Source organism: Vibrio sp. B1-2 (assembly GCF_963888445.1).
GTDB lineage: Bacteria > Pseudomonadota > Gammaproteobacteria > Enterobacterales > Vibrionaceae > Vibrio > Vibrio anguillarum.
The window spans coordinates 126,973-149,315 of sequence record NZ_CAWPJH010000033.1; the positions used below are offsets into that span (position 1 = coordinate 126,973).

The 22,343-nt window shown below is 43.5% G+C and carries 13 protein-coding genes; 7 read left to right on the plus strand and 6 right to left on the minus strand.

Annotation, left to right across the window (positions count from 1 at the left end; all coding sequences use genetic code 11):
* The gene (locus AACQ75_RS10555; protein ID WP_017045495.1) at positions 1-867 is read right to left on the minus strand and encodes a winged helix-turn-helix domain-containing protein; all 867 of its coding nucleotides are present in this window, start codon (positions 865-867) and stop codon (positions 1-3) included.
* Positions 868-1,125: 258 nt separating this feature from the next.
* On the opposite strand from AACQ75_RS10555, the gene htpG reads away from it, so the two are divergent.
* From htpG to hemH, 3 genes are all read left to right on the plus strand, one after another.
* Complete coding sequence (gene htpG / locus AACQ75_RS10560; RefSeq protein WP_013857307.1) at positions 1,126-3,033, plus strand: molecular chaperone HtpG; 1,908 nt, start codon at positions 1,126-1,128, stop codon at positions 3,031-3,033.
* A 318-nt stretch (positions 3,034-3,351) separates the two neighbouring features.
* Positions 3,352-3,996: an adenylate kinase gene (gene adk / locus AACQ75_RS10565; RefSeq protein WP_013857306.1), complete on the plus strand. Its 645-nt coding sequence runs from the start codon at positions 3,352-3,354 to the stop codon at positions 3,994-3,996.
* 115 nt (positions 3,997-4,111) lie between these two features.
* Complete coding sequence (hemH, locus tag AACQ75_RS10570) at positions 4,112-5,077, plus strand: ferrochelatase (protein WP_170888611.1); 966 nt, start codon at positions 4,112-4,114, stop codon at positions 5,075-5,077.
* A 91-nt stretch (positions 5,078-5,168) separates the two neighbouring features.
* On the opposite strand, the gene AACQ75_RS10575 is transcribed toward hemH, so the two are convergent.
* Positions 5,169-6,557: a peptide MFS transporter gene (locus AACQ75_RS10575; protein ID WP_170888612.1), complete on the minus strand. Its 1,389-nt coding sequence runs from the start codon at positions 6,555-6,557 to the stop codon at positions 5,169-5,171.
* A gap of 307 nt (positions 6,558-6,864) precedes the next feature.
* Here AACQ75_RS10575 and rfaH point away from each other — a divergent pair, with 307 nt between their 5' ends.
* Positions 6,865-7,365, plus strand: a complete 501-nt coding sequence (rfaH, locus tag AACQ75_RS10580) for a transcription/translation regulatory transformer protein RfaH (RefSeq protein ID WP_013857303.1) — start codon at positions 6,865-6,867, stop codon at positions 7,363-7,365.
* 81 nt (positions 7,366-7,446) lie between these two features.
* Here rfaH and asnB read toward each other — a convergent pair whose 3' ends face one another.
* The 4 genes from asnB to nagA form a co-directional block, all read right to left on the minus strand.
* The gene (asnB, locus tag AACQ75_RS10585) at positions 7,447-9,111 is read right to left on the minus strand and encodes an asparagine synthase B (protein ID WP_017045499.1); all 1,665 of its coding nucleotides are present in this window, start codon (positions 9,109-9,111) and stop codon (positions 7,447-7,449) included.
* Between the two features lie 272 nt (positions 9,112-9,383).
* Positions 9,384-10,970, minus strand: coding sequence for a cation:proton antiporter family protein (locus AACQ75_RS10590; protein ID WP_170888613.1), 1,587 nt, complete (start codon positions 10,968-10,970; stop codon positions 9,384-9,386).
* Between the two features lie 99 nt (positions 10,971-11,069).
* Complete coding sequence (nagC, locus tag AACQ75_RS10595; protein WP_026028126.1) at positions 11,070-12,284, minus strand: DNA-binding transcriptional regulator NagC; 1,215 nt, start codon at positions 12,282-12,284, stop codon at positions 11,070-11,072.
* 2 nt (positions 12,285-12,286) lie between these two features.
* Positions 12,287-13,423: an N-acetylglucosamine-6-phosphate deacetylase gene (gene nagA, locus AACQ75_RS10600; protein WP_088721052.1), complete on the minus strand. Its 1,137-nt coding sequence runs from the start codon at positions 13,421-13,423 to the stop codon at positions 12,287-12,289.
* Positions 13,424-13,912: 489 nt separating this feature from the next.
* Here nagA and nagE point away from each other — a divergent pair, with 489 nt between their 5' ends.
* The 3 genes from nagE (at position 13,913) to AACQ75_RS10615 (ending at position 22,182) form a co-directional block, all read left to right on the plus strand.
* Positions 13,913-15,400, plus strand: coding sequence for an N-acetylglucosamine-specific PTS transporter subunit IIBC (nagE, locus tag AACQ75_RS10605; protein WP_013857296.1), 1,488 nt, complete (start codon positions 13,913-13,915; stop codon positions 15,398-15,400).
* Between the two features lie 328 nt (positions 15,401-15,728).
* Positions 15,729-17,399, plus strand: a complete 1,671-nt coding sequence (gene glnS / locus AACQ75_RS10610) for a glutamine--tRNA ligase (RefSeq protein WP_170888614.1) — start codon at positions 15,729-15,731, stop codon at positions 17,397-17,399.
* Between the two features lie 226 nt (positions 17,400-17,625).
* Complete coding sequence (locus tag AACQ75_RS10615) at positions 17,626-22,182, plus strand: FimV/HubP family polar landmark protein (protein WP_170888615.1); 4,557 nt, start codon at positions 17,626-17,628, stop codon at positions 22,180-22,182.
* Positions 22,183-22,343: the final 161 nt, after the last annotated feature.

The following is a 22,343-nucleotide window of genomic DNA, read 5'->3' on the forward strand; positions in this document are numbered from 1 at the left end:
TTATTTACACACGTTGGCCAAATCATCTTGGTTCGCTAAAATTCGTAAAGTGACATTTTCACCCGAGAACTCAGAACTATGGATGTAATTCAATACGAGCTGATTATTTTGACCACCAGTCGCAATCACCTGCTTAGGTGCCAGTTCTCCAGTATGTGATTCATTGTATTTTTTTACGCATTTTTCAATAGAAGGTAACCATTTGTTTAGGTCTGGATGATTGATGGGCGTATTCACAACTATGTTGTTATAAACCGCAATCTGTTTAAATTTTGATTGTGCAGGGCTAGTCAATAGGAGAGCCAGAATAGGTAAGAAAAGAGCCACAACCAACATCAATTTGCTTTGCAGTGTTAACTTTTCTTTCCCTATTTTTACTTTCGCGAGTGGATCTGTCGTCACGGTTTGGGATGTTGTCTCTTCGGGTTGCGAAGTGGTGTCCGCGTCAATGTCTTGGATAGACTCACTGGCCAGTAACGGTTCCTCTTCAGGCTCGTTGGTGGTGTTTTTTTGTGAGTAGGGGGTTGCTCGAGTCACCGAGGCGATCATTTGATAACCTCGTTTCGGCACAGTTTTAACGAATTCTGGTGATTTAGTTTGATCTTTCAACATCTTACGAAGTGTTGAAATCGCTTGAGTTAAGCTTGAGTCATCAACTTCAAAACCTTGTTCACGCCACACAAACTCATGCAGTTCATGGCGTGTAATGACTTCATTTGGGCGTTCACAAAGTAGAAGTAGAATTCGACTTTCGTTACTACCAAGGCGAACAGCCTCTTGTTCGTTTTCTTGTTCAAGCAAAGAGTTACTATTGGGATCAAACGTGAATCGGTTAGCAAGGATGAATTTTGTGCCTATGTTACTCATGATAATCTTCTTATTGTTGGCATGTTTAACCGTCCATCAACCTAGCCTGCTTGGGGAAGCAATTGATGAAACATTATGCTAGTTTTTATTTTCTTTGATAAAAATTACGGCAAGCATAATCAAAATAAATGAAAAAAACAGTGTTTTTATGATTATTGACCTTGAATTTACAATTGCCAGCCTCATCTTACTAGCAAATCATCCTTGGTTGCACACTCTGTGTGTGAATGAAAATAACTCAGATGTTATGGAGCTAGTATGAGCGAAACGGCTACTACCAATAAAGAAACTCGTGGTTTTCAATCTGAAGTCAAACAGTTACTTCATCTTATGATTCACTCTCTTTATTCCAATAAAGAGATCTTCCTCCGCGAATTAATTTCAAATGCCTCTGATGCTGCGGATAAACTTCGTTTTCAAGCGTTGTCTAATGCCGATTTATATCAAGGTGATGCCAACTTAGGCGTTAAATTATCGTTTGATACCCAAGCGAATACGCTGACCATTTCAGATAACGGTATTGGTATGAGCCGCGAAGATGTCATTGAACATCTCGGTACGATTGCAAAATCCGGCACAGCGGAGTTTTTCTCTAAACTATCCCAAGATCAATCTAAAGACTCTCAGCTTATCGGTCAGTTTGGGGTGGGTTTTTACTCGGCCTTCATCGTCGCTGATGCGGTCACTGTAAGAACTCGCGCTGCGGGTTTACCTGCTAACGAAGCAGTTCAATGGTATTCACAAGGTGAAGGTGAATATACAGTAGAAAGCATTAATAAAGAGTCTCGTGGAACCGATATCATTTTGCACATGCGAGAGGAAGGCAAAGAGTTCCTTTCTGAATGGCGTCTGCGTGATGTGATTTCTAAATATTCAGACCACATTGGAATTCCAGTTTCTATCCAAACCAAGGTTCGTGATGACGAAGGTAATGAGACTGAAGAGACCCAGTGGGAACAAATCAACAAAGCACAGGCGTTGTGGACGCGTTCTAAGTCAGAAATCAGTGATGAAGAGTATCAAGAGTTCTATAAGCACGTTTCCCATGATTATGCTGACCCACTGGTGTGGAGCCATAACCGTGTAGAAGGTAAAAACGATTATACCAGCCTACTTTATATTCCAGCGAAAGCACCTTGGGATATGATGAATCGTGATCATAAATCAGGCTTGAAACTTTATGTTCAGCGTGTATTTATCATGGATGATGCTGCGCAATTTATGCCGTCCTACTTGCGCTTTGTACGTGGCTTAATCGACTCAAACGATTTACCGCTTAATGTTTCACGCGAGATTTTACAAGATAACAAGGTGACTCAATCATTGCGTAATGCTTGTACCAAGCGTGTATTGACCATGCTTGAACGTATGGCGAGCAATGATGCTGATAAATATCAAACCTTCTGGAAAGAGTTTGGTTTGGTACTCAAAGAGGGGCCTGCAGAAGATTTTGCTAATAAAGAGAAGATCGCCAGCCTATTGCGCTTCGCCTCGACCGAGGTTGACTCAGCAGAGCAAACGGTTAGTTTAGCGGCTTATGTTGAACGGATGAAAGAGGGGCAGGATAAAATCTACTACCTCACCGCCGATAGCTATGCAGCGGCCAAAAATAGCCCACACCTAGAGCAGTTTAAAGCCAAAGGTATCGAAGTTATTTTAATGTTTGATCGCATTGATGAGTGGTTGATGAACTACCTCACTGAGTTTGATGGAAAAATGTTCCAATCCATCACCAAAGCAGGGCTAGATCTGAGCCAGTTCGAAGATGAAGCGGAAAAAGAGAAGCATAAAGAGACTGAAGAAGAGTTTAAATCGGTAGTTGAACGTACGAAGCAGTACCTTGGCGATCGTGTCAAAGAGGTTCGAACTACCTTTAAACTGGCAAGTACTCCAGCGGTTGTTGTGACCGACGATTATGAGATGGGTACGCAGATGGCAAAATTGCTTGCTGCGGCTGGTCAACCGGTACCAGAGGTGAAGTATATTTTGGAACTTAACCCTGAACATGCGTTAGTGAAACGGATGGCCGATGAAGCGGATGAGCAAGTATTTGGTCGCTGGGTTGAAGTTTTATTAGGTCAAGCGACGCTCGCTGAGCGTGGTTCGATGGAAGATCCGTCACAATTCTTAACCGCAATTAATCAGCTTTTGACTAAGGTTGAATAGCTAACTGGCTAACCAAAAGCTCGCAACTGCGAGCTTTTTGCTTTGAATAGCGATTCTCTGCTGAGAACGAGCGATATTTTAGGCAAACTTGCAGCGAACATCCGGCCAAGATTATATTCTTTAGTCTTAATCTGGTTAGTCGCTTAAATTTGTATGTTAGAATGCATCGCTTGAATGCGATCGGTAAGCTGTGTATGTTGCTCGCCGAATTATTATTCACTCATCTCATTACCGTTATACCGAAACTTACCGTTGGTTTTAAGTCTCATCTGGTTGTGAGCTTCGGTATAAATCATAATTTTCTAAAGAGGATTAAACATGCGCATCATTCTTCTAGGTGCTCCCGGTGCAGGTAAAGGCACTCAAGCTCAATTCATCATGGAGAAGTACGGTATTCCACAAATCTCTACTGGTGATATGTTACGTGCTGCGATTAAAGCAGGTACTGAACTTGGCAAAAAAGCGAAATCAGTGATTGATGCTGGTCAACTTGTTTCTGATGAAATCATCCTTGGCTTAATCAAAGAACGCATCACCCAAGCCGATTGTGAAAAGGGCTTTTTACTCGATGGTTTTCCTCGCACGATTCCTCAAGCTGATGGCTTAAAAGCAATGGGTATTAATGTTGACTATGTGATTGAGTTTGATGTTGCCGATGACGTTATTGTTGAGCGTATGGCGGGACGTCGTGCTCACTTGGCTTCTGGTCGTACCTACCACGCCATTTACAACCCGCCAAAAGTGGAAGGTAAAGATGACGTAACAGGTGAAGATCTTGTCGTTCGTGATGATGACAAAGAAGAAACCGTTCGTGCTCGTTTAGGTGTTTACCACGAGCAAACAGCGCCACTGATCACTTACTACGGTAAAGAAGCACAAATGGGTAATACGAAATACCTAAAATTTGATGGCACTAAGCCAGTTGCTCAAGTTAGCGCTGATATTGAAAAAGCATTAGCATAATTGGCTCAGTATAGGCTTGTTAACTTTGTTATAGTGGAAGCGACCTAAAGGTCGCTTTTTTTATGAACTTTCCTGCCGCGAATTCGTACTCAATAATTAACAATGAAATGGATGAATGGAAGTAATGCAAAATAATCAAAAACAGGGTGTGCTATTGGTTAACTTGGGAACGCCGAGTGAACCGACGGCATCGGCAGTAAAACGATTTTTAAGCCAATTTTTACATGACCAACGTGTGGTTGATATGAATCGTTGGATCTGGTGTCCATTATTACATGGTGTGATTCTTCCGCTGCGAGCTCCCAAGGTTGCTAAGTTATATCAATCTGTTTGGATGGAAGAAGGCTCTCCTTTGATGGTGTACTCTAAACGCCAAGTGCAAGCGTTAGAACAGTATCTCGGTACACCAGTGGAACTTGGTATGACCTATGGTTCACCAAGCCTTTTAGAGGGTATCAACACATTATTGGAGCGTGGTGTTGAAGAGATTGTAGTGCTGCCTCTGTACCCTCAATATTCTGGTACTACTACGGCTGCCGTGTTTGATGGCCTTGCCAAAGCGATGAAACGTATCCCTGTGACGCCCAATTTACGTTTTATTCGTGATTATCATAATCACCCTGCTTATATACGATCTTTGGCGAGTAAAGTCCGTGACTCTTGGCAACGTAACGGGCAAGGTGACTATTTGCTTTGTTCCTACCACGGTATCCCTAAGCGATACGCCGATAACGGTGATATCTACCCACAGCACTGCCAAAAAACCACAGAACTTTTGGCACAAGAACTTGGTTTGAATGCTGACCAAATCGGCATGACCTATCAGTCTATTTTTGGACGTGAAGAGTGGCTACAGCCTTATACGGATAAAACATTAGAGGCTCTGCCAAGCCGCGGTATTAAAAAGTTGGATATCATCACACCCGCCTTCTCGGTGGATTGTTTAGAAACCCTAGAAGAGATAGCTGAGCAAGGTAAAGAAACTTTTATTCACGCTGGTGGAGAATTGTTTACCTACATTGAGTGCCTAAATGATTCGGCAATGCATATAGAAATGATGGCTTCCTTAGTTAAGCGCTGATGAGTTGAATTCTTTTCTAGTACAAAAACGGTCACTATAACGTGACCGTTTGTCATTATTATTCTTGAATTACTACTAGGTGTATTTGAAGCTAAACTAACTGAGCTTGTTGCTCTTCAATTTCTTCAGCGTAGCTTGTGGTTCTTTCTGCACCGTGCATCCAACGAACGAGTATGTTAGAGCACAACAGTAAAATGACGCCGCCAATGGTTGCTGTTACTGCAATACCGCTGAAGATAGCCATCGCACCAAGCTCTCCCACATGAGAACCTACATGGCCTGCTACATAATTTGCGATTGCGTTACAACCGAACCATGCTCCCATCATTAATGAAGCAAGGCGTAGTGGGGCTAGTTTAGTGACAAGCGATAGACCAATTGGTGATAGACACAGTTCACCCAAGGTATGGAAGAAGAAGGCACCGACAAGCCATAGCATTGATGTTTTTACGGTAGTGTCACCACCTTGCTCCATAACCGCACCAACCATACATAGGAAGCCTAGGGCTAAGAAGAACATCGCTAATGCAAACTTCATTGGAGAGTTTGGTTCACGTTTACCTAATTTTACCCATAATACGGCTAATACAGGGGCAAGAGTAATAATGAAAAATGGATTTAACGATTGGAACCAAGCCGCAGGTATCTCAAAACCACCCATCATACGATCAGTGTATTGCTGCGTGTAAATGTTCATTAAACCACCAGCTTGTTCGAAACCCGCCCAGAAAACAATAGTAAACAAACTCATCACAAGGATAACTTTGATACGATCTACTTCTGCTTTCGTTAGTGGTTCTTTATTTGCTGATTTTTTCAGTTTTAGATCGCGCTTAGCTGCTGGTTCGCGGCCAATATTACCAAGCCATGATTGAGCCATTGCCATTTGCATCACAAGGCTGATCAGCATACCAATACCAGCAGCCACAAAACCGGCTTTCCAACCAAATGAGTTAGTAACTGAACCAGAGATCACACCAGCAAGTAGCGCACCTAAATTGATCCCCATGTAGAAGATGGTGAACGCGCCATCACGACGGTTATCACCTTCATTATATAGGTCACCAACCATTGTTGAGATATTGGGCTTAAATAGACCGTTACCACAGATAAGCAGTGCAAGGCCTAAATAGAAAGTGTGTAGAGAGCCAATGCCTAGCACATCTGCAGGCAGTGCTAGCGTAAATTGGCCAATGGCCATTAACGCTCCACCCAATAAAATGGAACGTCGTTGCCCAAGATAGTTGTCTGCAAGGTAACCACCAATAAGCGGTGTGATGTAGACTAGCCCTGTATAGGTGCCGTAAAGATCGAGAGCATCTTTAGTCGACCAACCTAGACCGCCATTCATCGTTGCGTCTGTAAGATAAAGTACCAAAATGGCGCGCATCGCATAATACGAAAAACGCTCCCATAGCTCTGTGCCAAAAAGTAAAAATAGGCCCCTTGGGTGCCCAAAGTATTGATGTTGGTTTGTCATAAGAATTATTAGTATTTGAGATGAGAAAAATTGTGCTTTAGATATACATGGGCTTTTAGCGTGTCGCAATGAGTAAAATCAGCATTTTATTCTGGCATTATTAACTAACTCATTGTTTTTAAAATGCATGTCTATCAATACTCAAAGTTTTGTTGCGTTATGAAAACTTATCTTTCATTACTGATTATTTGAATTTGCCTTGTTCGGACATTAAGGGTTTATTTTTGTGTTCAGTTTATTAGCCGTTTATTGAGGAGGAGGATGGTGTTAGGATTCAAGAAAAAGAAAAGCAGTAGCTAGGAATAAAATGAAACGTTGGTATTTGTTGTATTGTAAACGTGGCGATCAGAGGCGTGCTAAAGCACACCTTGAAAACCAAGGTGTCGAATGTTTCTACCCAGAAATTGAACTGGAGAGAATTCTTCGGGGTAAGCGGCAAGTCGTCAAAGAGCCACTTTTTCCCTCCTATATGTTCATTTACTTTGATTTTGAAATTGGCCCAACCTTTACCAGTGTGCGCTCTACTCGCGGTGTGGTTGATTTCATCCGATTTGGTTCACATCCGAAGGAGTTGGACAGTGATTTGATCGAGGAATTGAAGTTACTCGACCAGTTAAAATTACCGGTAGCATCGTTCAATATTCCAGAAAAAGGGCAGGTAGTTCGACTTAAGGGTGGGCAGTTCTCAGGAATTGATGCCATTTATCAAGAGCCCGATGGTGAGACGCGATCGATTATGCTGGTTAAAATGATCAGCCAAGTGATACCGATGAGCATTGATAATAAGCATTTAGAATTAGATTCGTGATTGACTCTCTACGGTAAGCTCTTTAGACAAATAAAAGGCGCATTTTGCGCCTTTTATTTGTTTTATTAGCCAGCGTTTTGGTTAGTACGCTTCATTATGCACCGCTTTGACAGCTCGGCCTGACGGGTCAATACAATTTTTAAAGGATTCATCCCACTCAATTGCTTTGGCGGAAGAACAAGCTACAGAAGGACCTCCAGGAACGCATTGTGCAGCAGACTCTAACGGGAACAGCTCTTCGAAGATCTCGCGGTAAACATACCCTTCTTTTGTCGCTGGAGTATTATATGGGAAGCGGTATTTTGCTGTTTCCATCTGTTGATCGGTAACTTTTTCTTCAGCAACACTCTTTAGTGTGTCAATCCAGCTATAGCCCACACCATCGGAAAATTGCTCTTTTTGACGCCAAGCAATCGAGGCTGGCAGATAATCTTCAAAGCACTCACGTAGAATGTGTTTTTCCATCTTGCCATTACCACACATTTTGTCAGCAGGGTTAAGCCTCATTGCAACATCAATAAACTCTTTGTCTAGGAAAGGAACGCGTCCTTCCACTCCCCAAGCCGCTAAAGATTTATTAGCGCGAGCACAGTCAAACAAGTTCAACGCCAGCAGTTTACGCACAGTTTCTTCGTGGAATTCTTGCGCGTTCGGTGCTTTGTGGAAGTATAAGTAACCACCGAAGATCTCATCCGCTCCTTCGCCGGAAAGTACCATTTTGATACCCATGGCTTTGATCTTACGCCCCATCAAATACATCGGAGTAGAGGCTCGAATTGTCGTCACGTCATACGTTTCAATATGGTAAATAACATCACGAATAGCATCTAAACCCTCTTGGATGGTATAAGTCATTTCGTGGTGTACAGTGCCAATTTTTTCAGCAACTTCGCGAGCCGCTTTAAGGTCTGGAGCGCCGTCTAAACCCACCGCAAAAGAGTGAAGCTGTGGCCACCATGCTTCTGATTGTTCATCATCTTCAATTCGCATTGCGGCGTAACGTTTTGCAATGGCTGACGTAATTGAAGAGTCCAATCCTCCAGAAAGCAAAACACCGTAAGGTACATCTGTCATCAGTTGGCGCTTAACGGCCGCTTCTAATGCTTGTTTTAGCTCTTCTTTACTGCTGCTATTGCCTTGGACTGCCGCATATTCATTCCAATCTCGAATATAGTAGCGCTGTGCGCCTGCCTCTTTCGAGCTGTAGTAACTACCAGGAGGAAATTCACTGATAGTTTTGCAAATGCTTACCAAAGCTTTCATTTCGGATGCAATGTAGTAATTACCGTGTTCGTCATGGCCTTGGTAAAGAGGAATGATACCAATATGGTCACGCCCGATGAGGTACTCATCTTTTTCTTCATCATAGAGCACAAAGGCAAAGATACCGTTGAGTTCTTCAAGCAGCGCGGCACCCATGTCTGCATAAAGCGCTAATATCACTTCACAGTCAGAGTCGGTTTGAAAATCGTATTTGCCTTGGTAACGAGCACGAATTTCTTTGTGGTTATAAATCTCACCATTGACCGCTAATATGTGCTTTTTATTTGGGCTGTAAAGTGGTTGTGCGCCGCTGTTTAAACCGACAATAGAAAGGCGCTCATGAGCCAAGATTGCTTTTTCTGAAGCATAGATGCCAGACCAGTCAGGGCCGCGGTGACGCATTTTTTTAGACATCTCTAGCGCTATTGGGCGTAACGCTGTTGCATCACTTTTAATATCAAGAATGCCAAATATAGAACACATACAACTTCCTTTTGATGATTTTTAATCTGTTGGACCTAATTTGCCATTCTGGTTAAAAAAAGCAACCATATGGTGTCGTTAGTATCACACAAGACGCATCTTGGTGAATTTTATTTAAATAATGCGCACTTTGTGTGAACTTTTTCTATTTGTTTTCTGTTTTTGAGCGATGGTGGGTAAATTATGCCCAACTAAGCTCTGGGGCCGTATTGAGTTGGGCATAGAAATGACAATGTTTTACCTAAAAATTGCGATGGCTTACCTAGACATTATTACGGTTTAGTAAAATTAGGTTGGAGCTGTTTACATACGTGACGGGCAAAACCGCTACCCGCTTCGCTATAGATGTTGAATGCCGCATCAACACCACTTTTCAATAGTGATTCCAATTGGTCTGGGTATTCGGCGATGGCTGCGATTTGACCTTTAAAATTACGGTGTTGTAACTGCGATAGCGCGATTTGGTTACCCTGATGATGCGGCATAGCAAGCAGTACGAGTTTTACATTACCAGTGTCTAGAATGCGCTCCCAAAAATCAGGGTCGGTTGCATCACCAGCAATAACATTGCGCCCTTGTGAGCGGTGATCATGAGCAACCTCTTCTCGGACTTCTATGCCTAAACTTATTTTGCCATAACGAGAGCGCAACTCATCATATGCACCGGTACCGATGCGGCCCATCCCTAATATGAGTACCTGAGCATGGCCTGGATTAATTAATTGATCTTTGGTGTTGAGTTTTTCAGCGGCATGTTCTTTGAGCCATTGCCGTGAATGTTGATAGAGTTCATGGCCTTTACGGCTTATTGGGGCTGCGATTACAAATGAAATGGATACCGCAATGGCCAGTGCGACCAATATATCACCCGACATCCATCCCATTTTGAAAGCAAGTCCTCCCACAATCAGCCCGAATTCACTGAAATTGAATAAAGACAAGGTGGCTAACAGTGAGGTTCTCACTCGGAATTTAAAGCGGTTGAGTACCCAAAAATAGAGGATACCTTTGATGGGAAGCAGCAGTAAGAGCAACAATGCGAGCGCAAACCCAGTCATTGTGGGTTGTTCTGATAGTCCAATGTTGAGGAAAAAGCAGACGAGAAACAGCTCTTTTAGATTAAAGAGTGATTTTGACAACTCAGATGCTTTGCTATGGCCTGCTAGCAGCATGCCTAAAATCAGAGCACCAAGGTCGGGTTTCATCCCAACCAATTCAAATGATCCTGCTCCGACCACTAAGGCAAAAAATATACCAAACAGAACAAGCATTTCACCGTGACCAACCCAGTCGAGCAGTTTGTAAAATAGTGGCCTCATAAAGGGTAGGATCAATAAAGTGGCAGCGTACCAATGAGGAAGTTTTCCTGTCGAGACGGTTAAAAATATGACAGCAAAGATATCTTGCATCACAAGAATACCGATGGCGATAGTGGCGTATGTCGAGTTCATTTCTCCTTTCTCTTGCAGTGATTTCACCGCAAAAACAGTACTGGAGAATGACAAAGCAAAACCAAGCAGAACTAATTGTTCAATTGACATCGACGCCAGAGAGCTAACCCCTAAATATTTGAATATCAATAAAGCAATGCTGAAAATCCCTGTCGAAAGGAGGTTATGAACCGTGGCACCAGCCCAAATCTCTCTCGCAAGTAAGGTTTTAATCTCTAGCTTAAGTCCAATTGTGAACAGTAATAAGGTAACCCCTAGATCGGCTAGAGTCAGAATGGTATTACTGCTGTGGTAGCCAGCGGCATTAAGGCCAAACCCAGCAACTAAAAAGCCAACCAACGGAGGTAAATTGCATTTCAAGGCAATAAACCCTGCGAAAAAAGCCGTTGAAATTAGGATAAGTTCCATAAATTCCTTTAGTAATGCTTTGGTTTAAAAATAATGTTTTGGTTGTAAAAAAGGCTGTGTCATGACGACACAGCCTTTTATTATAATTCAATCGGTTGCTTAATCGCCAAGTAATTTTTGAAGTAAAACACCATTTAACATTGCCCGTTTAATCATAGCAAATGCACCTATGGTTGGTTGTTTATCAATCTGCGACGCGACTATGGGTAAATTGGTGTGGAAAGTTTTGAGTGATTGATTCTCTACATTTCGTTGAATCGCGGGGAATACGATCTCTTGAGCGGCTGTAATTTGACCTGCAATTACCACTTTTTGTGGGTTGAACAAGTTGATGGTCATCGCAATGGCTTTACCGAGTTGATTACCCACTCGAATTAAGCTCTGTTTTGCTAGCTCATCACCGAGATTGGCGTGCTCACATACATCATTGATGGTAATGCTCTCTATATTCGCTAGGCTAGATTCATAGCCCTGAGCAATCAGTTTTTTAACACGAGATATAATAGCCGGGTTTGCGGCTACCGTTTCTAAACAGCCGAAATTTCCGCATTGACACTGTTCGCCGAGTGGGTCGATTTGGATATGACCAATTTCACCCACGTTACGGTTATAGCCTAGGAATACTTGGCCATTGACGATAATGCCAGCACCAGTTCCTCGGTGAACGCTGACTAGGATAGAGTCTTGACAGTCTTTGCTGGCACCAAAATAATGTTCGGCAAGCGCCATGCCGCGCACGTCGTTACCAACAAAACATTCAACATGAAAATTATCACGAATGATGTCACCTAAAGCGAGTGCATCAATAGCAATGTTGGGCATGTATTCTACGACACCCGTTTCTGGGTTGACTAAGCCGGGTAGGGCAATACCAATGGCAATGAACTGTTCGATTCGCTCTTGCTGTTGTTTGATAAAGGTATTGAGGTGGAAAAGGAGCCCCTCAATTAATTGTGTTTGGTGAGAATAGTGAAACTCGTGATAGTCCGACGCGAGTTCTTTGCCCCCTAAATTATACAGGCTGAGCTGAATGTAATCTCGGCCTAAACGTACGGCGACAGAGTGAAAAGGGGCGACTTCGGTTGTTAAGGAGATGGCTCTACGTCCGCCAGTAGAGGCTTGTTGTGCGACCTCTTTAATGAGGCCGCGTTCCAGAAGTTGGCGGGTTATTTTTGTAACACTTGCTGGAGCAAGTTGGCTCACATCGGCAACTTGAATACGAGATATCGGACCTTGTAGGTCGATCAATCGGTACACTGCTGCGCTGTTGAGTTGTTTGACTAAATCTACGTTACCTATTTGTCCGCCATTCATTATCAATTGTGCTCGTATTGTCCGTTAACAACCGTCGCCTGAACATTGAAGTCTCTATCAAATGCAGTGAGGTTCGCCACCATGCCTTTTTTAACTCGGCCTAGTTTGTGATCCACACCAATTGCTTTTGCCGGATATAGAGTCGCCATCCGCAGAGCTTCGTCCAATGCGATACCAACGTGCTCAACAGTGTTTTGCACTGCCTCAATCATAGTGAGTGCTGAGCCGCCCAGTGTGCCGTTTTCATCAACACACTTACCATCACGGTAATATACTTTCTTACCGACAAAAATAAAGTAATCCATGTTAGCGCCTGCAGGAGCTGTGGCATCGGTCACTAATACAAGCTTTTCGCCTTTGATTTTGTGAGCAATTCTGATGTTAGCATAATCAACATGAAAGCCATCAGCAATAATGCCAGCATAAACTTCTGGGGTGTCATAAATTGCACCAACGACACCGGGTTCACGTCCAACCATCGGCGTCATGGCATTAAATAAGTGTGTGGCAAAGGTGATGCCTGATTCAAAGCTTTTACGTGCTTCAGTATAAGTTGCGTTAGTGTGACCAATCGATACCACAATGCCAGCTTTCACCAAACGTTCAATGTGTTCTGGATTGTTGTGCTCTGGCGCCAATGTCACTTTAGCAATCACATCGCTATTTTCACACATAGTGGCGATCATGTTGTCATCTGAAGGGCGGATGAAATCCACACTGTGAATGCCTTTTTTCATCACATTAAGATATGGCCCTTCAAGGTGTAAACCCAGTGATTGGTTTTTATATTGAGAGTGATATTCACGTGCGGCAGAAATCGCTTTGCGCATGTCTTCGTCTGAAGAGGTGATTAACGTTGGCAAAAAGCTTGTGCATCCTGATTTTAGGTTGGCTTTATGCATGATCTGCATCGTAGTCGCGGTTACTTCATCATTCAGCATCACACCGCCACAACCATTCAATTGCAGGTCGATAAAGCCTGGGCTTAGGTTTGCACCATTTAAATCTTGTGTCGCTATATTTTGTGGTAAATCCGCAATAGGACAGACCGCTTCAATCAACTCGTTGTTGATAATCACAGCATGGTCAACTAGCACATCACTGCCAGTGTAGATTTTACAGTTAGTTAGTGCGTACATAATCATCAAATCCTTATCTATCAATATTTTATAAATTTGGCGAGGCGACGAAATGAAAGGTGGAATGTGCCAGTACGGTGCTTTCTTTTCTTACTTCAATTAGGTCGCGAATTATCTTGTTAGCAAACAGCCAATGCTGGATGACATTAAAATTAAGTGCTCGTTTTGACTGGGTTATTTGATAGTTATAGTTTGCATTTTATACGAAAAAAGCCAGTCGGGGTTGTTTAGCTTACATGCTATTCGACGATGAAACAGGCAAATATTATCGCCTAATTTCCATTTTTTTTAATTGTAAAATAAGTTTTATGATCTCGCTAGCAAAAACCTTGGTATTTGGCAGATTGTGGTGATTATGATCACAAATGATAAGGTTTTAATTTGCGGAGCAAAATTAATATCATAAACTGAGTTTGACTAAATTGAGCGACTAAAATAAGTGGCTCAACCAAATACAAAAAATCCTAAATCCTATAGGGGGAACTTAAGGTGAATATTCTTGGATACTTTCAAAAAGTAGGCAAGGCGTTGATGGTACCAGTTGCCACATTGCCAGCTGCCGCGATACTAATGGGTATTGGTTATTGGATCGACCCAAATGGGTGGGGTTCAAACAGTGCCTTGGCTGCATTCCTGATTAAAGCAGGTGCTGCAATCATTGATAACATGTCTGTACTGTTTGCTGTTGGTGTGGCTTACGGTATGTCTAAAGATAAAGACGGTGCTGCTGCATTGTCGGGGTTTGTTGGTTTCTTAGTCGTGACGACTTTGCTTTCTCCAGGAGCCGTTGCACAGATCCAAGGTATTGATCCAAGCGCAGTTCCTGCTGCTTTTGGTAAAATCAACAACCAGTTTGTTGGTATTTTAGTAGGTATTGTTTCTGCTGAAATCTACAATCGCTTCTCTACTGTAGAATTGCATAAAGCATTAGCCTTCTTCTCTGGCAAACGTCTAGTACCTATTTTGACGTCGTTTGCTGGTATTTTTATCGCCTTCGTTCTGATGTATGTATGGCCGCATGTTTATGGTGGTCTAGTATCGTTTGGTGAATCGATTCAAGGTCTAGGTTCTGCGGGTGCAGGTATCTATGCGTTCTTTAACCGCTTGCTAATCCCTGTTGGTCTTCATCACGCACTGAACTCAGTATTCTGGTTTGACGTTGCGGGTATTAACGACATTCCTAACTTCTTAGGTGGTGCAAAATCTATCGCTGAGGGTACTGGTATCCCAGGCGTAACGGGTATGTACCAAGCAGGCTTCTTCCCTATTATGATGTTCGGTCTACCTGGTGCGGCATTGGCTATTTACCACACATCTACAGCGAAGAATAAAGAGAAAGTTGCTTCTATTATGATTGCAGCTGGTTTTGCTTCATTCTTTACCGGTGTAACTGAACCTCTAGAATTCTCGTTCATGTTCCTTGCTCCTGCACTATATGTACTGCATGCAGCATTGACGGGTCTATCAGTATTCATTGCTGCTTCAATGCAGTGGATTGCGGGTTTCGGTTTCTCTGCAGGCCTTGTGGATATGGTATTGTCATCACGTAACCCACTGGCGGTTAATTGGTACATGCTAATAGTTCAAGGTATTGTGTTCTTTGCTCTCTACTATGTGATTTTCCGTACCGTTATTTTGAAATTTGGCCTTAAAACACCAGGTCGCGAAGATGACGACAGCGATAGCAAAGTATCAGGCGCGAAAGAGTCTTCTGAGCTCGCTAAACAATACCTTAAAGCTCTAGGCGGTCACAGCAACCTATCTAACATCGATGCTTGTATCACTCGCTTACGTTTATCTGTCAATGACATGAGTATTATCGACGAGAAAACATTAAAAGCATTGGGTGCCATGGGTGTGGTGAAACTGGGTACTAATAACCTACAAGTTATCTTAGGCCCTCTTGCTGAAATCGTTGCTGGTGAGATGAAGTCTATCAATGCAAACGAAGATCTTTCTAGCGTGAAACTTCCTTAGTCTTAATCGCAACCGATGATTAGGTTATTTTAAAGCCTCTGCTTCATGCAGAGGTTTTTCTTATTCATCAAATGAGCGCTATTCAAATTTAAGGCTGCCCACAACGGTAGCTTTTGCCTATTTCTTACGCCCTTTGCCTGAAATTTTGCTTAGCCTAGCCAGACAAAAGGCAATGTCTTGAAATAATCGCAGGAAATGCCCACTTTTTATTGTGCAAGAGCGGATAATTGTGGATCATTAGCGACAAACTTTCTGTTTCTGCAAGCATTGCTGCTCTTACATACAGAAAAATCTTCTGACGATACTAAATAATTTTGAGGTGCTATAGATGAGTGAAGCTGAGGCTCGTCCATCGAATTTTATTCGCCAAATCATTGATAAAGATTTAGCGGATGGCAAACACACAAGTGTGCATACTCGTTTTCCGCCCGAGCCAAATGGTTACCTGCACATCGGTCATGCTAAATCTATCTGCTTAAACTTTGGTATTGCTCAGGACTATCAGGGACAGTGTAATTTACGTTTTGACGATACAAACCCTGAAAAAGAAGATATGGAGTACGTTGAGTCAATCAAAGCCGACGTGAAATGGCTCGGCTTCCAATGGTCTGGTGATGTTTGTTATTCGTCAGATTATTTTGACAAACTATACCAATACGCGGTTGAGTTGATCCAAAAAGGTCTGGCTTATGTTGAAGAGCTCAGTCCAGAAGAGATCCGTGAATATCGAGGTACATTGACCCAAGCAGGTAAGCCAAGTCCGTACCGCGATCGCAGCATTGAAGAAAACCTAGCGCTATTTGAGAAAATGCGCGCTGGTGGTTTCGAAGAAGGCAAAGCGTGCCTACGTGCCAAGATTGACATGGCGTCATCCTTTATGGTGATGCGCGATCCTGTGCTTTACCGTGTTCGTTTCGCTGAGCATCACCAAACGGGTAACAAATGGTGCATTTATCCAATGTACGATTTTACCCACTGTATCTCGGATGCCTTGGAAGGGATCACGCACTCAATTTGTACCCTAGAGTTTCAAGATAACCGCCGTCTGTACGATTGGGTGTTGGAAAATATCACGATTGATTGTCGACCACATCAGTATGAGTTTAGCCGTTTAAACCTTGAATACACGGTAATGTCTAAGCGTAAACTAAACCAGCTGGTTACGGAAAAATTAGTGGATGGTTGGGATGACCCACGTATGCCGACGATTTCAGGTTTACGCCGCCGTGGATTCACACCAGCATCGATTCGTGAGTTTTGCAAACGCATAGGTGTGACAAAACAGGAAAATATGATCGAATTCAGTTCGTTAGAGTCTTGTATCCGTGAAGACTTAAACGAACATGCGCCTCGCGCCATGGCGGTTCTTGACCCTGTAAAAGTGGTGATAGAAAACTTTGAGGCGGGTAAAATCGAGACGTTAACGCTGGCAAATCATCCAAACAAGCCTGAAATGGGCGATCGCGAAGTTCCATTTACTCGCGAATTGTGGATTGAACGTGAAGATTTCCGTGAAGAAGGCAACAAGAAATACAAACGTTTAGTGCTAGGCAAAGAAGTTCGCTTACGCGGCGCTTACGTAATAAAAGCAGAGCGCATTGAAAAAGATGCACAAGGCAATATTACGACAATATTCTGCACTTACGATATGGATACTCTGGGCAAAAACCCGGCAGATGGACGCAAAGTGAAAGGTGTTATTCACTGGGTATCCGCCGATAAAGCCTTGCCAGCTGAAATTCGTTTGTATGATCGCCTATTTACCGTTCCCAACCCGGCGGCGGCTGACAACTTTGCCGAAACTATTAACCCAGATTCATTGGTTAAAATTAATGGTTTTGTTGAGCCTAGTTTGGTGTCGGCACACGCGGAGCAAGGTTATCAGTTTGAGCGCATGGGTTATTTCTGTGCTGACTCGAAAGATTCTAAACCAGAAGCGTTGGTTTTTAACCGCACAGTGGGTCTACGTGACACTTGGGCAAAAATAGACGCAGAGTAAGCTTAAGTACTATTTAAAAAGGTCAGCCAATGCTGGCCTTTCTTTTTATTATGGTACTGTTTTTGTCTGAGCAAGCTCACTTAGCGGGGAAAAATGTGTGAGATTCCTGCGATTATCGTAGTCGTGACACATTTTTTACCTTGCGTCCTATAGTTTTGCTAGCGTTATCCGATATATTAAACAGATCATCGTATTTATTTATTCCAAGCACATAGCTGAGCCTTATATGCGTCAAATTTTTCAGCGTCTACTGTTGCCGATAGCAATGGTTGCCGTGACTCAGACTTCTATCGTTAGTGCCGAGAGCATTCGCCTGGTTGGGCCGAATGGTGAGATCCAGTCTTCTCCTCAATTTTCAGAAAATCTCACTCAAACTCGTAATCTTCAGCAGGCTAATAGCCAACCATCGACGTTTTTTGGGCCAACCTTAGACAGCGACACTTTGTGGTCTATTGCCACTCGACTACGCCCATCGAATAACGTCACTGTACAACAAACCCTGCTGGCCATTTATCGGCTAAACCCTCAGGCGTTCGAAAATCAAAATATTCACAGTTTGATTCCGGGTAGCAACTTACGTGTTCCATCATTGGCACAGGTAAATAGTGCGCCCACACAAGAAGCGGTCAATATCATGGCCGCGCATCAAGCCAAATTGAATGCTAATACGGCGCAGCCAACAGCGCCTGTTACTGCTGCTTCTACAGCTTTGCCTGAAAAAACAATTGCCTCTACTGCCGCTCAACCAGTTGTTGAAAAGACGAAGAGTGAGCCTGTGCTAAAAGATATTGGCACACAAGTTGCGAAATCTGATACTGAATTACTGGCGCTTGAAGAGAAAAATCATAAGTTACGTTTGATGCTGGCAGATGTTCAATCTGAAGTCGATGCACTCAAAGGAGAACTCGGTGACGAAAACCGCATTCGCTCTGAAGTTGAAAAGCTACTTGATGAAGAACGTAGAAAAGCATTAGAGGCGCAAAAGCTTGCACCAAGTGCACTTGATCAACTGCTTTCCAACTCTTGGTTGGTCGCCGCTCTCGCCCTTATTCCTGGCCTGTTAATTGGTTTACTGGTTGTGATGTTGCTTGGCCGCCGATCCAAGCCAACGGAGCAGCCTGTTGTCACTCAAGGTAATCAAGAGCCTATAACGCCAATGGCTGCTGGCAGCCTTGAAGATATTGACGATGATTTAATGCTGGATGATGACTTGTTTGGTGAGTCTGATGATAGTGAGAAGTTATTTGGTGACGACATCACACTGGATGATGAAATCGATGACAATTCTGAACAAGAATCGGACATTTTTGCCGATTTAGACGATACAGATTTAGACTTCAACCTCGAAGGTGAAGATGGCGAAGACCCATTTGCGAGTATCGGCGATGATGGTGATCTTGCTGCGGATTTAGAAGATTTGACCGCTAGCAGTAACGGCATCAGTGTTGGTGCTGACGAAAAAGCTGTCGGTCTCGATGAGATGGCGCGAGCTTTAGACGAAGCGTTATTAGATGAAGATGACGGCGAAACAGAATTTGATTTATCCGATGATGATGATTCCATTTCTGAAGACGACATTGACGCGTTATTGGCTGGAGATGATAAAGCTGAAGATCTCGGAAGCGATACTTTAGATCAATCGCTACTTGACGATTTGTTTGCCGCCAATAGTGATGACGATCATCATGATAGTTTTGACTTTGATTCATTATTGGATGAGTCCGAAGATGATTTCAACTTGGATTCAGAAGAGCCCGAGCTAGCAAAAACCGGCGGTAACTTCGATTTAAAAGAAGCAGAGCTAGCGTCGGATAGTGAACTTGATGATCTATTCGCAACGATTGAAGCGCAATCTGACCTCACCTCAATAGAAACTGATTCCTCCACTGAAACAGCGCTGCTGGATGAATTATTAGAAGAGCAAGATGAAGACGTCCTAGCAATTGATAGCGACAGTGTCGAACTGCTCGATGAGCTACTCGGTGATGATGAAGAGAGCGAGACAGACTTATCGGAAAGCACCGACTTACTTGAAGAACTTGTGCAGCCCGATAAAGACATCGCTTCGAGCGAAGAAGATATTGATGATGTTGACTTCACTGGTGATCAAACTCTGTATGAGTTATTGGGTGAAGAAACTACGGAATCCGACATTGAAACCGAGCTGGATGAGAATAGTACAGAGCTATTGGACGAACTATTTACTGACAATGGTTCTGAATCACTTGACTTTGAAAAGGCAGACCAAGAGCAAGAAGGTGCTGAAGCTAAGGATAGTCTCGCTGAAGAAGAAGAAGATGGTACGGCATTATTTGAAGAGTTGCTGGAAATCGAGCAGCATGCTCAGAATATCGAAGAGACCGAACAGCAAAATAGCGAGTTGTTGGATAATGAAAATGATAGCGTTGAAGATTCCGAGTTTAACAGCGACATCTTCATTGACGATCTGCTAAGTGCCGCTCCTGAAAAAGATCCTCTACTGGATGATGAACAGATGGGAGTGGTTGATGGCGACTTCGATGAAGAATTTATCGACGACTCATTTGATTTTAACCCAGAAATTGAAGGGGCAAGTTATCCGGATCTGAAGCCGAATGAGGAGCAACCTCTAAGCAGCTCGACATCCCCGGAAAAAATAGAACCCGCACAGGTTAGCAAACCAGAAGTCAGCCCTAACGAATTTGGAGTTCCACAAGATGAAGACTGGGACATTGGTGAGCTGGAAGACGAAGAACCAAGCCAAGCTGATGTTGAGCCGCTTCAAACCAATTCAGCAGAATCATCGGCAAAGGACCATGTTGAGGAGCTCCACGATGACAAGTTAGTGGAGTTCGAAGAAGAAGATCTCCTTGCTTCTTTTAATGAGCCATCGCTAGAAGAACAGTCACAGAGCGAGCTTTCCGAAGTCCAACTGCCAGAGCAGTCAGAAGAAGACGCGCTGGCGGATGCGATAGCTGAGCCTCAAGAGGCGGCGTCAGAGCCTCTTGCTCAAGAAAGTTTTGAAGCGATTGACGAGCAAGCCTTACCTGAATTTAGTGAAGAAGATGCACTTGCTTCAATTAGCGAGCCTTCTCTAGAAGAAAAGGAAGACGAGAGCGACCTTACGGATCTTGAGCTGCCAGAGTACACAGAAGAAGACGCGCTGGCGGATGCGATAGCCGAGCCTCAAGAAGCGGCGTCAGAGCCTGTTGCTCAAGAAAGTTTTGAAGCGATTGACGAGCAATCCTTGCCTGAATTTAGTGAAGAAGATGCACTTGCTTCAATTAGTGAGCCTTCTCTAGAAGAAAAGGAAGACGAGAGCGACCTTACGGATCTTGAGCTGCCAGAGTACACAGAAGAAGACGCGCTAGCGGATGCGATAGCCGAGCCTCAAGAAGCGGCGTCAGAGCCTGTTGCTCAAGAAAGTTTTGAAGCGATTGACGAGCAAGCCTTGCCTGAATTCAGTGAAGAAGATGCACTTGCTTCAATCAACGAGCCTCCTCTAGAAGAAAAAGAAGACGAGAGCGACCTTACGGATCTTGAGCTGCCAGAGTACACAGAAGAAGACGCGCTGGCGGATGCGATAGCTGAGCCTCAAGAAGCGGCGTCAGAGCCTGTTGCTCAAGAAAGTGTTGAAGCGATTGACGAGCAAGCCTTGCCTGAATTCAGTGAAGAAGATGCACTTGCTTCAATTAACGAGCCTCCTCTAGAAGAAAAGGAAGACGAGAGCGACCTTACGGATCTTGAGCTTCCAGAGTACACAGAAGAAGACGCGCTGGCGGATGCGATAGCCGAGCCTCAAGAAGCGGCGTCAGAGCCTGTTGCTCAAGAAAGTTTTGAAGCGATTGATGAGCAAGCCTTACCTGAATTTAGTGAAGAAGATGCACTTGCTTCAATTAGCGAGCCTTCTCTAGAAGAAAAGGAAGACGAGAGCGACCTTACGGATCTTGAGCTGCCAGAGTACACAGAAGAAGACGCGCTGGCGGATGCGATAGCCGAGCCTCAAGAAGCGGCGTCAGAGCCTGTTGCTCAAGAAAGTTTTGAAGCGATTGATGAGCAAGCCTTGCCTGAATTTAGTGAAGAAGATGCACTTGCTTCAATTAACGAACCAGCACTAGAAACAGATCCACAGCCGCTTTTAGAAGATGATGACGCAGACCAATTGCAGAGTGTTTCAAAACAGGAGTTCGATGAGAAAGCCTTAAAAGATTGGCTAGATGAGGAAAGCGTATCTTCTGCGCCATTCTCTTTTGATCGACCATTAGATGCTCGTACCATTGATAGTGCTGGTATGAATATTGATGCAATGTTAGAGGTGGGCGGTGAAGATTGGAACGGTTTTAATTTAACGCCAGATCAACAAGCTTCCATCCCAGATGACGTGCCTGAAGAAGAGCTTGCCGTTTGGAACGATGAGATCCAAACCGACGAGCCTCAAATTCTTGATGAAAACTGGGGAATTCAAGATGAACTCGATGATTTTGAAGCCCAAAAGAGCCAGTACATGACCATCGATGAGCTAATGGCTCAAGTTGAGGGTGAAGAGGGGATTAGCCCTGAAGATGAAGAACTCAAGTTAGATGTTGGTTTAAGTGAATTTCCGGATGTGATTGGTGACATTGGTGATATCGATGTAGACAATAACTCTGAGGCGGCGGGTAAGCTTGACCTCGCCAAAATTTACATCGAGATGAACGATGATAAAGGGGCGATAAAACTGTTAGAGGAAGCCATTGTTGATGGTAGTGATGATATTCGACGAGAAGCGAAATCCTTGATTGACAGCATTAATCGCCGAGCTTAAAAACAAACGAGGCCGTGAATATACGGACTCGTTGTTATTGAATAGCCTTTTCTTACTTGCAGATGACCTGAACTTCACATTGAAAGTTGTTGGGGGTAGATGACTTGTCGATTAGAATTTTTTTTTGATTGCGATTATACTGCCCGACCCATTTTCAAAGA